Annotated in this window: 16 protein-coding genes; 6 read left to right on the top strand and 10 right to left on the bottom strand. The window is 75.7% G+C overall.

What is annotated here, in order from left to right:
- Nucleotides 1-7: 7 nt before the first annotated feature.
- Entirely contained in the window at nucleotides 8-784 is a 777-nt protein-coding gene (map, locus tag DMP17_RS17680) for a type I methionyl aminopeptidase (protein WP_337830116.1), read from the bottom strand.
- A gap of 63 nt (nucleotides 785-847) precedes the next feature.
- Here map and DMP17_RS17685 point away from each other — a divergent pair, with 63 nt between their 5' ends.
- Nucleotides 848-1,117, top strand: a complete 270-nt coding sequence (locus tag DMP17_RS17685; RefSeq protein WP_337830117.1) for a helix-turn-helix domain-containing protein — start codon at nucleotides 848-850, stop codon at nucleotides 1,115-1,117.
- Nucleotide 1,118: 1 nt separating this feature from the next.
- Here DMP17_RS17685 and DMP17_RS17690 read toward each other — a convergent pair whose 3' ends face one another.
- Complete coding sequence (locus DMP17_RS17690; protein ID WP_226355957.1) at nucleotides 1,119-1,457, bottom strand: hypothetical protein; 339 nt, start codon at nucleotides 1,455-1,457, stop codon at nucleotides 1,119-1,121.
- Nucleotides 1,458-1,734: 277 nt separating this feature from the next.
- Here DMP17_RS17690 and DMP17_RS17695 point away from each other — a divergent pair, with 277 nt between their 5' ends.
- Both DMP17_RS17695 and DMP17_RS17700 read left to right on the top strand, forming a co-directional pair.
- On the top strand, nucleotides 1,735-2,166 hold the full coding sequence (locus tag DMP17_RS17695) for a nitroreductase family deazaflavin-dependent oxidoreductase (protein WP_226355956.1): 432 nt from the start codon (nucleotides 1,735-1,737) through the stop codon (nucleotides 2,164-2,166).
- Between the two features lie 42 nt (nucleotides 2,167-2,208).
- Entirely contained in the window at nucleotides 2,209-2,388 is a 180-nt protein-coding gene (locus DMP17_RS17700; RefSeq protein WP_337830118.1) for a hypothetical protein, read from the top strand.
- A 377-nt stretch (nucleotides 2,389-2,765) separates the two neighbouring features.
- Here the strand turns inward: DMP17_RS17700 and nadD are convergent, their stop codons facing one another.
- Both nadD and DMP17_RS17710 read right to left on the bottom strand, forming a co-directional pair.
- Entirely contained in the window at nucleotides 2,766-3,359 is a 594-nt protein-coding gene (nadD, locus tag DMP17_RS17705) for a nicotinate-nucleotide adenylyltransferase (protein ID WP_226355955.1), read from the bottom strand.
- A gap of 18 nt (nucleotides 3,360-3,377) precedes the next feature.
- Complete coding sequence (locus DMP17_RS17710; protein WP_337830119.1) at nucleotides 3,378-3,983, bottom strand: alpha-ketoglutarate-dependent dioxygenase AlkB; 606 nt, start codon at nucleotides 3,981-3,983, stop codon at nucleotides 3,378-3,380.
- A gap of 62 nt (nucleotides 3,984-4,045) precedes the next feature.
- Between DMP17_RS17710 and DMP17_RS17715 the strand changes: the two genes are divergently transcribed.
- Nucleotides 4,046-4,699: a DUF998 domain-containing protein gene (locus DMP17_RS17715; protein WP_226355953.1), complete on the top strand. Its 654-nt coding sequence runs from the start codon at nucleotides 4,046-4,048 to the stop codon at nucleotides 4,697-4,699.
- Nucleotides 4,700-4,792: 93 nt separating this feature from the next.
- Here DMP17_RS17715 and DMP17_RS17720 read toward each other — a convergent pair whose 3' ends face one another.
- Together DMP17_RS17720 and DMP17_RS17725 are read right to left on the bottom strand one after the other, a co-directional pair.
- Nucleotides 4,793-5,116 (bottom strand): hypothetical protein, encoded by a 324-nt coding sequence (locus DMP17_RS17720; protein WP_226355952.1) that lies wholly within the window; start codon nucleotides 5,114-5,116, stop codon nucleotides 4,793-4,795.
- Nucleotides 5,117-5,269: 153 nt separating this feature from the next.
- Entirely contained in the window at nucleotides 5,270-6,322 is a 1,053-nt protein-coding gene (locus tag DMP17_RS17725) for an ABC transporter substrate-binding protein (protein ID WP_226355951.1), read from the bottom strand.
- Between the two features lie 157 nt (nucleotides 6,323-6,479).
- Between DMP17_RS17725 and DMP17_RS17730 the strand changes: the two genes are divergently transcribed.
- Nucleotides 6,480-7,310 carry a hypothetical protein gene (locus tag DMP17_RS17730; RefSeq protein ID WP_337830120.1) on the top strand — a complete coding sequence of 277 codons (831 nt, stop codon included), beginning with the start codon at nucleotides 6,480-6,482 and terminating at the stop codon, nucleotides 7,308-7,310.
- 19 nt (nucleotides 7,311-7,329) lie between these two features.
- Here the strand turns inward: DMP17_RS17730 and DMP17_RS17735 are convergent, their stop codons facing one another.
- Complete coding sequence (locus tag DMP17_RS17735; protein ID WP_226355949.1) at nucleotides 7,330-7,881, bottom strand: TetR/AcrR family transcriptional regulator; 552 nt, start codon at nucleotides 7,879-7,881, stop codon at nucleotides 7,330-7,332.
- A gap of 83 nt (nucleotides 7,882-7,964) precedes the next feature.
- Nucleotides 7,965-8,333 (bottom strand): SPW repeat domain-containing protein, encoded by a 369-nt coding sequence (locus DMP17_RS17740; protein WP_062401380.1) that lies wholly within the window; start codon nucleotides 8,331-8,333, stop codon nucleotides 7,965-7,967.
- Nucleotides 8,334-8,509: 176 nt separating this feature from the next.
- On the opposite strand from DMP17_RS17740, the gene DMP17_RS17745 reads away from it, so the two are divergent.
- Complete coding sequence (locus DMP17_RS17745; RefSeq protein WP_337830121.1) at nucleotides 8,510-9,184, top strand: hemerythrin domain-containing protein; 675 nt, start codon at nucleotides 8,510-8,512, stop codon at nucleotides 9,182-9,184.
- On the opposite strand, the gene DMP17_RS17750 is transcribed toward DMP17_RS17745, so the two are convergent.
- Together DMP17_RS17750 and DMP17_RS17755 are read right to left on the bottom strand one after the other, a co-directional pair.
- The gene (locus DMP17_RS17750; protein ID WP_337830122.1) at nucleotides 9,145-12,543 is read right to left on the bottom strand and encodes a BTAD domain-containing putative transcriptional regulator; all 3,399 of its coding nucleotides are present in this window, start codon (nucleotides 12,541-12,543) and stop codon (nucleotides 9,145-9,147) included. The two genes, DMP17_RS17745 and DMP17_RS17750, sit on opposite strands and share 40 nt — an antisense overlap.
- Before the next feature lie 61 nt (nucleotides 12,544-12,604).
- On the bottom strand, nucleotides 12,605-14,047 hold the full coding sequence (locus DMP17_RS17755; RefSeq protein WP_337830123.1) for a vWA domain-containing protein: 1,443 nt from the start codon (nucleotides 14,045-14,047) through the stop codon (nucleotides 12,605-12,607).
- Nucleotides 14,048-14,063: the final 16 nt, after the last annotated feature.

Here is a 14,063-nt window from a genome sequence, read left to right on the forward strand (position 1 = left end):
GGGCCGCTCAGCCCTGCCCGCGGCGGGTCAGCACCCAGGGGCCGTCCTCGGTGATCGCGACGGTGTGCTCGGAGTGCGCGGTGCGCGAGCCGTCGGCGGAACGGATCGTCCAGCCGTCCGGGTCGAACACGATCTTGTCGGTGGTCCGTGCGAACCAGGGTTCGAGCGCGAGGGTCAGCCCCGGGCGCAGGGTCAGGCCGCGACCGGCCCGCCCGGCGTTCGGGATGTGGATGTCGCCGTGCATGGTGCGGCCGAGGTCGTGCCCGCCGAACTCGGTGTTGACCGGGTAGCCGTAGTCGCGGGCGACCCCGCCGATGGCGGCGGAGATGTCGCCGAGCCGGTTGCCCGGCCGGGCCGCGTCGATCGCGGCCTCCAGGGCGTCCTCGGTGGCCCGGATGACGCGCAGGTCACCCTCGTCGGCCGCGGTGCCGACGACGACCGTCCGGGCGGAGTCGGCGACCCAGCCGTCGATGCTGACGGCGATGTCGGCGCTGAGGACGTCGCCGTCGCGCAGGACGTAGTCGTGCGGGAGCCCGTGCAGCACGGCGTCGTTGACCGACAGGCAGATGACGTTGCGGAACGGGCCGCGCCCGAAGGACGGGGCGTAGTCCCAGTAGCAGGACTCGGCGCCGCGTTCGGCGATCATGCCGCGCACGTGCTGCTCGATGTCGAGGAGGTTCACGCCGACGTCGGCGATCCGGCCGACCGCGGTGAGCACCTCGGCGACGAACCGGCCGGTCGTGTGCATCCGGTCGATCTCGGCCGGTGTCTTCAGTTCGATCACGGTATTACTATACCGGACGATCGCTACTTGCCGGTACAGTAATACCGACCCTACGCTCGACGCATGGTCCGTCAGCCCCTCACGCCCGAGCAGATCGAGGCCGGCCGCCGTCTCGGTGCGCTGCTGCGCCGGGCCCGGGCCGACCGCGACCCGGTCGACGTCGCACGGGCGGCCGGCATCTCCCCCGAGACGCTGCGCAAGCTCGAGACCGGACGGCTGCCGTCGCCCGGGTTCGGGACGATCGTGTGTCTGGGCGAGGCGCTCGGGGTGCCACTGGAGGAGCTGGCGGCGGAGTGGCGCGGGAGCGACGTGGCGATGGAGGCCGCCGGGTAGCTCAGGTCAGCTGCCGGCCCAGCACGTCCAGTACCTCCTCACCCAGCGCGACCGACTCCCGGTCGCCGATCCGCTCGTAGCCCGCACGGCTGCCCCGGACCTCCTCGACGACCAGCGCCCACTGGGACGGGTCCAGACCGATGCGCAGCTCCTGGTCGGCCGCCGGCCACTGCCCGTCGACCCAGGGGACCTGCGCGCCGATGGACTCGCGGGCGGCGAGGGCGAGATCGGCCCGCGCGTGGTCGTCGCCCATGATCGCGACTTCGATGGCGTTGTCGAGCTCCGCGTCGGCGACGGCGCAGAGGCGCGCGCTCAGCACGACGGGGACGGCGTTCGTCATGCGGGCGGGATCGTCGGGCCGGGCCGGGGCGTTACCCGGCCGGGGCCCGGCACGGCGATGCCGTCGCGCCGGGCCGCTCGCCGCCCTGATGCGATCCCACCGGGGTGCGCCCGGCCGGCGCCGCCACACGTCCTGAACCGTCCGCCACCACGGGGACGCGTCCGGCTCCCCGATCGGGCGGACCCCGAGGGGCCTGGAATGACCGGCGGGGAGATCGAGTTGACCGGGGAGGTACGGCGCGGAGACGGCGCCCGACACCTCACCGGAGGAGCTCGACATGAGTGACGCACCCGCCCCGATGGACTTCGCCGCGATGAATCGCGCCGTGATCGAGGAGTTCCGCGCGAACGGCGGCCGGGCGGGCGGCATGTTCGAGGGCAAGCCGCTGGTGCTGGTGCACCACGTGGGGGCCCGGTCGGGCACCGAACGGATCGCTCCGCTGGTCCCGCTGATCGAGGGCGAGCGGGTGTACATCTTCGCGAGCAAGGGTGGCGCCGACAGCAACCCGGACTGGTACCACAACCTGATCGCGAACCCCGACACGCGGATCGAGCTGGGCACGGACACCCTGCCCGTGCGGGTGCGGGAGGTCACCGGCCCCGAGCGCGACGAGGTCTACGCCCGCCAGGTCGCACTGGAGCCGCAGTTCGGCGACTACCAGCGCAAGACGGACCGGACCATCCCGGTGCTGGAGCTGCAGCGGGCCTGAGTCCGCACCCCGGTTCCGGACCCGCCCCCCGGGGCCGGCCCGTTGCCCGTCGATCAGTACCTGAGCGCGGTCGCGCGGGGCCTGCACGGCACTCCTGCGCTGATCGACGGGGGCGTGGTCGTCACCCGGGGTGGGTGGGGCCCGGATCCGGACTCCTCCCGGGGCGTGGCGCAGACGTGGGCCGACACGTCCACCGCCGCGATCACCCGTCCGGCGCCCTGACATCCCGGCCGAGCGTCCGTCCGCGCAGTGATCCGCGGCCCGCGCGCTGATCCGTCGCCCGCGCGCGACCGGACGCACGCGACGAGCGGATCACCGCGCGTACCGAGGATCACCGCGGAGCGGTGGACGGCGCACGGGGTCGGCCGCCGATGTTCGGCTGCCCCGCCGACGGCTGCTGATCCACGACGGGGCGTCGGTCGAGACGGTGCAGCTCGCCCTGGGACACAGCTCGCCGATGATCACCTACGCACACGCGTGGCCGGACGCCCTGGACCGCACCCGGACGCTCGTCGACACCGCGCTCGGTGCGGATCCGCGCTGGCCCTCCGAGCCAGATGATCTTGTATCCGCAGGGGTCCGCCGAGAGAAACCGCAGTTCAGCGCTCCGGATCCAGGTACAGACTGCGCTTGGAGATGTACTGCACCACCCCGTCCGGCACGAGGTACCAGACCGGCCGCCCCGCCCCCACCCGTGCCCGGCACTCGCTGGACGAGATCGCCATCGCGGGCACCTCGACCGTCGTCACCGACCCCTGGGGCAGGTGCCCGTCGGCCAGCTCGTACCCGGGCCGGGTCACGCCGACGAAATGCGCGTAGCGGAACAGCTCGTCGACCTTGCGCCAGGACAGGATCTGCTGGAGCGCGTCCGCGCCGGTGATGAAGAACAGCTGCGCGTCGGGCATGGCGTCGTGCAGGTCGGCGAGGGTGTCCGCGGTGTAGGTGGGGCCGTCGCGGTCGACGTCGACGCGGCTGACCGAGAACCGGGGGTTCGACGCCGTCGCGATGACCGTCATCAGGTAGCGGTCCTCGGCCGGTGAGACGTCGCGGCCGGTCTTCTGCCACGGTCTCCCGGTCGGTACGAAGATCACCTCGTCGAGGGCGAAGCGGTCCGCCACCTCACTGGCGGCGACGAGGTGGCCGTGGTGGACGGGGTCGAACGTCCCGCCCATCACGCCGATCTTGCGCTGCATCGACGCAGACTATGTCGGTCACCCGCCCGGCGGCATCCCCGGATACAGGTGGCGGAACTGGACGCTGATGCGCGGACCGCTGCGCGCCACCTTCGGCACGCTGTGCTGCCAGGTCCGCTGGCACGTCCCGCCCATGACCAGCAGGTCCCCCGAGGCGAGCGGGAACGACACCGACGCGCCGCCGCCGGTCGGGCGCAGCCGCAGCGGCCGCGTCGCGCCGAGGGCGACCAGCGCGACGACGGCCTCGGGCCGCTCGCGGGCTACCCGGTCGCCGTGCCAGGCCACGCCGTCGGCGCCGTCGCGGTAGAGGTTCACGCCGATCTGGGTGAAGTCGTGGCCGTAGCGCTCCCCCAGCGTGCGGCCCATGTCGCGCAGCCGGTGGGGCACCGCGTCGTCGGGCAGGACCCAGCGGTGGGTGAGGCGCGGCTCGTCGACCACGCGGTCGTACATGCGGCGGCGGTGGCCGCGGAACGGCACGGTCGCGCGGAGCAGCGCGAACAGCTCGTCCGCATCGGGAGCCCAGCCGACCGCGACGTCGACCCACGCCCCGCCGGCGAGCTCGTGCCGGTACGCCGGGGCCGCACCCCCGGTCGCGAAGAGCGAAGCCTGCCCGCCGACGTCCACCTCCGGAACGCTACGCCGGATCGAACGAGAGTTCGAGTGACGGCTCTGCGACGATCTTCGCCATGTCCTCGCGTGCCGACGGTGCCGTGCTGTCCTACCTGGGTCTGCGGCGTGCCGTCGGCGTGATCGGGATCCTGCTCCCGTTCGTGCTGGTGGCGGGCGACCTGGCCCTCGGCGGCGACGGGCTGCGGGACTCCATCAGCCGCTACTACTACTCGCCGATGCGCGACGTGTTCGTCGGCTCGCTGTGCGCGGTCGGCGTGTTCCTCTTCTGCTACCGCTACGAGCGGCCGGACAACCGGCTCGCCAACATCACCGGGACGGCGGCGATCGCCGTCGCACTGCTGCCCACCCGGCCCGACGGCGCGGCGACGACGGCGGCGACCGTCGTCGGGTACCTCCACCTGGCCGCGGCGACGGTGTTCTTCGCGGGCCTGGCCTGGTTCTGCCTTGTCCTGTTCACCCGCGGCGAATCCGGGACGCGGAGCAAGGCCGCCCGCAACCTCGTCTACCGGGTCTGCGGCGCGACGATCGTGACCTGCCTCGTGCTGGCCGCGCTGGACGCGGCACTGGTGCCCGACGCCGTCGCCGAGCGGCTCCACACCCTGTTCTGGCTGGAGGCCGTCGCGATCCTCGCGTTCGGTGTCGCGTGGTTCGTGAAGGGCGACACGATCCTCAAGGACCCGCCGACCCAGGACCCGGCGCCGGTGATCTGACCCGCCCGTACGACTCCGGCCCCGCAACGGCGGACGGGCCGGTCCGGACACCCCTCGAGGGTCCGGACCGGCCCGTCACGGGACCGGGTTCGGTCAGCCGACCGGCGAGGCCGGAGCAGCCGGCGCCGACGGGATGCCGCCGCCGGTGGCACCCGTGATCATGTCGACGACGCTGTCCAGCGGGGCCGGCAGCGCGAGGTCGTGCTTCTTGTCGTCGTGCTTCTTGTGGTCCCACTTCTTGTGGTGACCGTGCTTCTTGTGGTGGCCCTTGTCCTTGTCACCCTCGTGCTTCGAGTGACCCTTGTCCTTGCCACCCTCGTCGTAGCCGGTGGTGCCGGCGAAGGCCGCGGCGGGCGCCGCGACGGCCAGGGGGAGCAGCGCTGCGCCGACGAGCGCGCCGCGAACGGACTTCCGCATCTCACAACCTCCATGGTTGGTCGTTAGACCGTCGCAAACGGTCTTGCCCACTCAACGAGGGGCGGCGGCGCCCGCAACGCGCATTCACCCGTTCGCGTCACCTGCGGAGATAACTGATAGTCAGGTGTCGACTACGGCAGGCGGGTGACCGGTTCAGCCGCGCGAGCGGGCGGCGGCGTCGGCCAGGATCGGCAGGTACGCGTCGAGCACCCACGGGATCGACAGGACCGACGGAGCCGAGCTCGCCACCACCCGGTCGGCCCCGACGACCGGGGCGAACCCGCCGCGGGCCATCGCCGGCAGCAGCCCGACGCCGGGCGCGGCCCGGAAGGCCTGCTCCTCGGCCGGCGTCGCGAAGAAGCCGATGACCAGGTCGGACTCGACGCGCGCGAGCAGCTCACCGCTGACGGTGTAGTAGACCTCCCCGCCGCCCGGCGCGTTCTGCTCGACGTAGGGCGCCAGGGTGAGCCCGAGGTCGGTGACCAGCCGGACCCGGACGTCGCCCGCCCGGAAGACGCCGAGCGCACCGGCGTCCATCCCGCCGGTGTAGACGAACGTGGCCCCCGCGAGCTGCGGGTACCGCTGGGCCGCGGCGCGCAGGCGCTGCCCGGTGGAGTCGATCAGCTGCCGGGCCCGCGCCGGGTCGCCGAACACCTGACCGGCGATCCGGGTCTGGTCCTGCCAGCCGGTGGAGTAGGGGGCGTCGGGGTAGGCGACGGTCGGGGCGATCGCCGACAGCTGGTCGTACTCGGCCCGCGTCAGCCCCGAGTAGGTGGCCAGCACCAGGTCCGGCCGGGCCGCGGCGACCTGTTCGATCGGCGTCGCGGACAGGTCGTCGGAGCCGATGACCTGCGGGAACGCGCCGCCGTGCGCGGTGATCGCGTCGCGCACCCAGGGCAGCACGCCCTCGGCGTCGCCGCCGTAGACGGTGCGCGGGATCGCGACCGGCAGCACCCCCATCGCCAGCGCGACATCGGTGTTCGCCGCGCTGAGGGTGACGACGCGCTGCGGCCGGTCGGGGACGACCGTCTCCCCCAGCGCGTGCCGCACCGTCACCGGGTAGCCCTCCGTGGCCGCACCGTCGGCTCCCTGCCGGTCCTGCGGCCGGGCCCCGCACCCGGCGAGGACCAGCAGACCGGCGGCGCCGGCGAGGACGCCGCGACGGCTCACGGAACGGGCGGACAGGGGTGCTGCGGCGAGCGGCACGGTGGGCCTCCTTCGAGCTAGGAAGGCGAGCCTAACCTGACCGGTTTGTCGACTCTGCGTGATCCGCACCGCTCGTTCGGCGCCCCGGGGGCCGCACCCGTCGCGCGGGGCCGACACCCCGGCCCGAGCGCCCGGACCCGCGGGTAGCGTCGCGACCATGCGTGCTCCGGACACCGGCGACCGGGCCGACCGCGACGCCGGCCCCCGCTCCCCCGCGCCCGGTCCTCCGGCCCCTCCGCCCGCGCCCGGCGGGCGTCGGCGGCTGCACGAGCCCGCGGCCCCGCCGCCCGCGGGTCCCCCGGGTACGCCCGGCCCGGTGCTGGCCCCGCCCGCGCCGCCGGTGCCCGAGGGCCGTCCCGACGACCGGCCCGGCGAGCCCGCCGCCGTCGCACCGGCCGGGCCGTGGCCGACCGTGCGACCGCCGTCGCTGCGGGCCGTCGTCATCGGCCGGGTCGCGGCCGGGGTCGCGGCGGCGTGGTTCGGCGTCGTCTACTCGATCACCACCGACGTGCACGCCCGCGCCGACCACCTGCTGGCCGCGATCGTCGTCGGCGGGCTGCTGAGCCTGCTCGGCGTGGTGCTGCTGTGGCTGTCGGCGTCGCGGATCCCGGTGCGGGTCGCCCCGGCCCGCGGGCCGGACATGGGACTGGTGCGCGACCGCGCAGCCGCGCGGAAGGTGCTGCGCTCGGGCGGCACCCCGGACGGTGAGCAGCGCAGGCTGATCGCCGTCGACGTGCTCGCCGACGCCCGGCTCCCGCAGGTCGCGGGCGCGGTGTTCGCGCTGCTCGGTCCGCTGGTCATGGCCGCGGTCAACGCCTCGGGTCCGCTCGGCTGGGCCGGCCCGCTGACCGCCGGGCTGATCGTGGTGCTACTGGCCCTGCTGGGGTGGCGGACGTGGACGGCGCACGCGCTGCACCGGCTCGCCGACCGCAGGCACACCGTCCCGCGCTACGAGGAGTCCGGCGCGCCCTGGCGCCCCTGGCCCTGACCCCGCTCCGGGAGCGCCGCTACAGCCCCGCGGCGACGAAGGACAGCTCGGCCTCCATGTCGGTGCGGGCGTCGTCGCCGTGCCGGTCGAGGGCGTAGCGGTGCCCGATCGCCGCGGCCAGCAGCCGGGCGGCGCCGCGGATCCGCTCCGGCGCCCCGCCGCCGGTGGCGAGGACCTCGTGCACCGCGTCCTCCAGCTCACCGGAGCGGCGCAGCAGCGCGTCGCGGACGACCGGGTGGGTGTCGGCCTCGCGCCACAGCAGGTGGGACAGGACCGAGGACGCGTCGAGCGCCCGGTCCAGGGCGGCGACCAGCGCCCGCAGCCCGGCGAGCACGTCCCCGGCGACGGCGACGTCCGCCCCGCGCACCGGGTGCGGGAGCCGTTCGACGAGCGCCTCGAGCAGGTCGGGCTTGCGGCGGAAGTAGTAGTGCACCAGCCCCTTCGGCACCCCGGCCCGCTCGGCGATGCGCGAGGTGGGCGTCGCGTCGAAACCGTGCTCGGCGAACAGCCCCTCGGCCGCGTCGAGGATGCGGTCCCGGGCGGGTGCGTCCGGGTCGAACTCGTGGTCCACGGTGCGATCCTCCCCCGGACGTGGCGGAGGCCGCGACCCCTCGGGGTCGCGGCCCCTCACCTGGTCGTCGTGCTGCCGGACGGTCAGTGCGTGGCGAGCGTGCGGTGCTCCGCGTTCGCCGCGGGCAGCGCCGAGGCCGCCACGACGACCGCGAGGACGCCGGCCACCCAGGACGTCCACGACGCCCCGGTCAGCGCGCTGTAGCCCATCACCCAGGGGGCGAGGAACAGCAGCACGCCGAGCACACCGTGCACCCATTCGCTCGCCACCGAGCCGGGCACGGCGAGCGACCAGAGGGACGTGGCGGCGAGCACCACGCCCAGTACGACCATCGTCCACGCGGCGGCGGCATTCGTCGTCGTCACGAGAGGCGAGAGGGCCGTCAGCACACCGATCACGAGAGCGGCCCAGTCCTGCCACCGCTGCCAGGTACGACCAGTGGTCCCAGCCATCGTCAGTCACCTTCTCCTGTGAGGTCCCTGTGGGGATACCTCAGGTCTACTCTTGGTTGGCCGGCCGGTCAAGACCCGAACGGTGGCACAAGTGAGGTGCAAGTCCCCGGCCAGCGGGTGGGCGCACGGTCTGCGGTGTCGAGAGACCGACCGCCCCGAACCCGTAGGAGACCCCGGTGACCACCGCCCGCGACACCCGTACCGCCGACCTGGTCGGCATCACCCTCGCCCACCGCGTCATGCGGGTCGACCTGCACCGGCTCGCCGACGCCGCCCGCGCGATCACCGACGGCGCACCCTGCCCGGACCGGCGCGCCCGCGCGCTGCGGACCTGGCTGGAGCACCTGGAGCACGAGATCCACGGCCACCACACCGCCGAGGACGACATCGCCTGGCCGGTGATCGCCCGGCACGCCGGGCACGCCGTCGACCTGGACGAGCTCAGCGACGACCACGGCCGCCTCGACCCGCTGCTCGCCGCGGTGCGGGAGGCCGCAACCGCCGTCGTCGCCGCGTCGCAGGGACCGGCCCGGGCGCGGGCGGCGGGCGTGCTCGCGGACCGGCTCGCCGTCGTCCGCGACGAGATCGACGAGCACCTCGACGCCGAGGAGCGCGACCTGTTCCCGGTGATCGAGCGCCACGTGCCCGCCGACGACTGGGACGCCGTCGTCGCGCAGGTGCAGAAGTCCGGGCCGGGCCTGCGGTTCATGCTGCCGCGGATCGTCGCCGTGACCACCCCGCAGGAGTGGGCCGGGATGCGCCGCGAGGCCGGGCCGGTGGTCGTGCTGATGGAGCGGCTGCTGCGCGGCGGCTACCGCAGGCGCTGTGCGCTGGTGTTCGGCACGTCCTGAGCCCCGGGGACCGGTGCCGTCGAGGGGTCGGCACCAGCCGCCGAGAGCAGCCGCCGGGCGCGGTCGCGCCACACCGGGGCACCCAGCTCCGCCGCGACCCGCTCGGCCTCGCGCAGGTGGTGGACCCGGCCGCCGCCCGCCGGGTCGAGCAGCCCCTCCAGACCGGCGAGCACCAGGTCGGTGGGGCCGAGCGCGATCGTGCCCGACGACAACCCGGCCACCGTGCCCGTCCACGGGCGCAGCTGCTCCCGGCACCGCGCGGCGACGTCCCGGTCGGCCAGTCCGACCGCCACCTCGGCGCGCACGCAGGTCCAGATCAGCCAGTAGTAGCTGCGGGCCAGCTCCGCGTCCGGCACCCACACCTCGCGGGCCCGGACGGGGTTGCCCGCGTGCAGGTGGGCCAGCGCGAGGAAGTCCCCGAAGGGCGGAGGCAGCGCGTCGCGGAGCGCCTCGAGCTCGGGGGCCAGCTCGCCGAGGCGGCCCTGGTCGTGCCGCACGACGAACCGCCCCAGCAGCCCCATCAGCGCCCCGTTGACCTGGCCGGCGCCGACCAGCCGGGTCGCGAGCTCGGTGTAGCGCTCCTCGGCGGTGTCCAGCTCCCCGGCGACGAGTGCGCGCAGCGCCGAGAAGATGTAGGCCCAGCCGAGCGTGAACTCCAGCTGCCCGCCCGGGGCCCCGGCGACGGCGGCCTCCGCGTGCCGTGTCGCCGCGTCGAGGTCGTGGCTGCCGGCAGCGACCATGAGCTGCAGGTGGTGGGCCTGCGTGCGGTAGCCGGCGTGCCCGGCCCGGCCGCCGAGCTCGGCCAGCTCCTCCCCCACCGGGGCCAGCTCGTGCCACAGGTCCGGGGCGAGGACGGCGAAGAACCGGGCGTTGAGCGCCCGGCAGCGCAGCAGCGGATCGACCCCGCGCCCGGTGAGCGCCATGGCCTCCGCCGAGGCGGAGCGGACCCGGTCGTCGTCGTGCCCCTCGATCTCGAACACCAGGGCGGCGAGCAGCCGCACCCGCCGGTCGACGGCGTCGGGCGGGGTCGCCGCGAGCTCGGTCTCGATGAGGTCGATCAGCTCGGCGTCGATGTTCTGGCCCGGCCGGATGGTCCAGCTGACCGGGGTGTCGTAGCTGGTCAGGGCGGCGCCGAGCCACTGCGGTGCGGCGGCCGTCGCCTGTTCGACGGCGGTCCGGCGCTCGGTGAGGGCGGTGTGGCCGTCGCCGCCGCGGGCGAGCTCGGCGACCAGCGCGCAGCGCAGGGCCAGCTCGTCGTCGACGCCGGTCCCGGCCCGTCCGGCGAGCTCGACGGCGCGGCCGTAGAACCGGGCGGCCTCGCGGTGCGAGCCGAACCCGGCGGCGGCCGCGGCGGCGGCACGGACCGCGGCCAGGGCACGGTCCGGCTCGACGGCGGACCCGGCGGCGAGCGCGTGGTGGGCCAGCGGGACCGGGTCGTCGGGCCGCCTGCGGGCGAGGATCGCGTGGGCCGCGGCGTGCAGCCGGGCGCGACGCAGCTGCGGGATGTCGCCGTACAGGGTGTCGCGGACCAGGTCGTGGGAGAACCGCAGCCGTCCCGGCTCGGGTTCGAGCAGCATCCCGCCGAGCACCGCGGGCTCCAGGGCGTCCAGCGGGTCGGCGCCGTCGGCGGAGGCGGCGAGGTCGAGGGCGTCGTCGGTGTCCAGGTCGCGGCCGAGCACCGAGACCCGGGCCAACGCGGTGCGGGTGGTCGCGGGCAGCCGGGCCAGGCGCCGCCGCAGGACCTCGCGGACCCCGGCCGGGACCGCGTCGGCCGCGGCCGACGGGCCCTCGGCGGCGACGAGGCGGGCCAGCTCGCGGACGAACAGCGGGTTCCCGCCGGTCCGTTCGGTGATCCGGGCGACCAGCTCGGGCGCGGCGGCGGGCACGCCGTGCCGGTCCAGCATCCCGGCGACGTCGCCCACGGTCATCGGCGCCGGCTCGATGCGGTCCGCCGTGGGCTCGGCGAGGGCGGCGAGCGCGGCCTGCAGCTCGGCGCCCGCCTCGGCCGGGCGCAGGCCCGCGGCGACGAGCACGGGCAGCTCCGCGGCCCCGGCGACGACCGCGCGCAGCAGGGCGAGGGTCTCGGACTCGGCGCGGTGCAGGTCGTCGAGGACCAGCAGCAGCGGCCGCTCCCGCCCCGCGACGGCGAGCAGCTCCACCACCGCCCGGGCCAGCCAGAACGTGACCTCGGCGCCGCCGGGCCCGGCCGGGGAGCGCAGCGGGGCGAGCCGCTCGACGAGGTCGGCGGGCGGGTCGTGCGCCGTGACGAGCGCGTCGACGATCTCCCGCCACGCCCAGGCCGGCGGGGCGCCGTCGATCTCAGGGCAGCGGCCGGTGACGGCCGTCCAGCCGTCGGCGGTCGCGGCGGCGGCGAACGCGGCGAGCAGCGTGGACTTGCCCGCGCCCGCGTCGGCGGCGACGAGCACCAGCTGCCCGCCGCCGCGGGCCCGCTCCGCGGCGGCGGTGAGCCTGCCGAGCTCGGCCGCCCGCCCGAGCAGGGCCGGGGTCCGCGGGGACGGGTCGGCCGGTGCCGGTGCGACCGGGCGCGGCCCTGTTCCGCTCCCGGTCCCGGTCGCGTCGGCGCGACCGACGCCGGGGTCGCCGCCGGGGTCGCGGTGGGCGAGCACGTCCGCCTCGATCGCGCGCAGCCCGGGGCCGGGGTCGACGCCCAGCTCGTCGGCGAGCAGGCGACGGGTGCGGGCCAGCACGGCCAGTGCGTCGGCCTGCCTGCCGGTGCGGTACAGCGCGACGGCCAGCAGCCCGACCGCGTCCTCGCGCAGCGGGTGCTCCCCCACCAGCGCCGTCAGGTCGGGGACGACGGCGTCGGCCCGGCCCAGCCGCAGCCGCGCGCGGGCCCGGCGCTCGAGCGCGACCTGACGCAGCTCGTCGAGGCGTTCGGCCTCGGCGCGCGCCCAGGCGGCGTCGGCGAACTCGGCGTAGGCGGGACCGTCCCACAGCGCCAGGGCCTCGCCGAGCAGGGCGTCGGCCCGGTCCGGTGCGGCCGCGGCGGCGCGGTCGAGGAGGTCGGTGAAGGCGCGCGCGTCGAGCCCGTCGGGGCCGAGTGCCAGGGCGTAGCCGGGTGGGCGGCTGACCAGCACCGTCGGGACCGCCCGCGGGGACCGGTCGGGTTCGAGCACCCGTCGCAGCCGGGAGACGTGGACCTGCAGCCCGCCGTGCGCCTGCGCGGGCGGGGCGCCCTGCCACAGGTCCTCCACCAGCGTGTCGACGGCGACGACCTCGCCGCCGGCCGCGGCGAGCCGGGCGAGCAGCTCGCGGCGGCGGCCGGAGCCGACCTCGACCGCCGCGCCGCCGGCCGTCACACGGAGCGGGCCGAGGACCCGGACCGTGATCTCCTGCACCCCGGCAATCTAGGACGCGGCGACGCCGGTGTCAGCCCTTCCGGGGTGATCGTCCGGAAGGTCAGACCGGCAGCAGCGCCTGGACGACGTCGGTGAGCTGCGCGGCGGTACGGCACTCGTGCATCGGGAGGACCTCGCCGTAACGGGTGGCGGCCGAGTCGCCGGAGCCCCAGCTGCGCTCGGGCTCCGGGTTGAGCCAGTGCGCGTGCCGGACCCGCCCGGCCATCATCGCCAGCGCCCGCAGGTTGGGGTCGCGGTAGTTGGTGCGGCCGTCGCCGAGCACCAGCAGCGACGTCTTCGGGGTGAGCGCGTCGCCGTGGTGCTCCAGGAAGTCGCCGAACGCGCTGCCGTAGTCGGAGTGCCCGTCGAACGCGGTGAGCGTGGCCTCGCGCAGCACCCGCTGCATCACCCCGGACAGCTCCGCGCCGGGTTCGAACAGGTGCGTGACCTCGTCGGTGCGCTCGATGAACGCGAACACCCGCACCTTGGAGAACTGCTCGCGCAGCGCCTGGACCAGCAGCAACGTGAAGTGGCTGAACCCGGCGACGGACCCGGACACGTCGCACAGCAGCACCAGCTCGGGGCGGCCGGGGCGGCGCACCTTGTGCGCCGGGTCCATCGGCACGCCGCCGGTGGACATCGACCGGCGCAGCGTGCGCCGCAGGTCGAGCCGGCCGCGGTTCGAGCGGCGCCGCCGCGCCGACAGCCGCGACGCGAGCCGCCGGGCCAGCGGCTGCACGGTGCGGCGCAGGTCGGCGAGCTGGGTGGCGTTCGCGGTGAGGAAGTCGACCTGGTCGGTCTGGGTGGGGGTGGTGGTGCGGGCGATCTGCTCGCGGCCGCGCTGCTCGGCGGTGCGGCGGCGGACCTCCTCGCGGACGACGTCGCGGAACCGGGCGATGCGGTCGCGGATCTCGCGGCGGCGGACCTCGGACACGAAGTCGGTGTCGCCCTCCTCCCGCAGCCCGTCGAGGATCCGGGCGAGCAGCGTGTCCGGGGACAACGCGTTGAGCGCCTGGTAGGCCGACCAGTTCGGCTTCGCGGTCTGCCCGCGGACGCCCTGCCCGGCGGCGCCGGAGGTCCCGATCGCGTCGACGGCGGCGCGGGCGAGCTCGCGCAGGGTCTCCTCGTCGCCGTCGCGGAGCAGGTCGGCGAGGATCTCGCGCAGCGCGTCGACGTCGACCGGGCCGGTGCCCTCCCCGGACTCGTCGTCGATCCGCGGGACGTCGACGTCCGACGACCCGGCGCCCAGCGCGGGCGGGAACCACAGGTCGAACAGCGCGTCGAAGGTGCCGCGCTGCCCGGAGCGGCGCAGCAGCGCCGCGGCGAGCCCCTCCCGCAGCTGGTCGCGGTGCAGCAGGTCCAGGGCGCCGAGCACGCGGGCCGCGTCGACGGTCTCCCCCGGGCCGACCGCGACGTGGTGGCGGCGCAGCGCGGAGACGAAGTCGACGAGGTGCCCGGGCAGGCCGTGCTCCGGGGCGAGCGCGGTGGCGGGCGGGATCGTCACCGGTCCATCATGCGTG

The organism is Pseudonocardia sp. TMWB2A, from assembly GCF_017312135.1.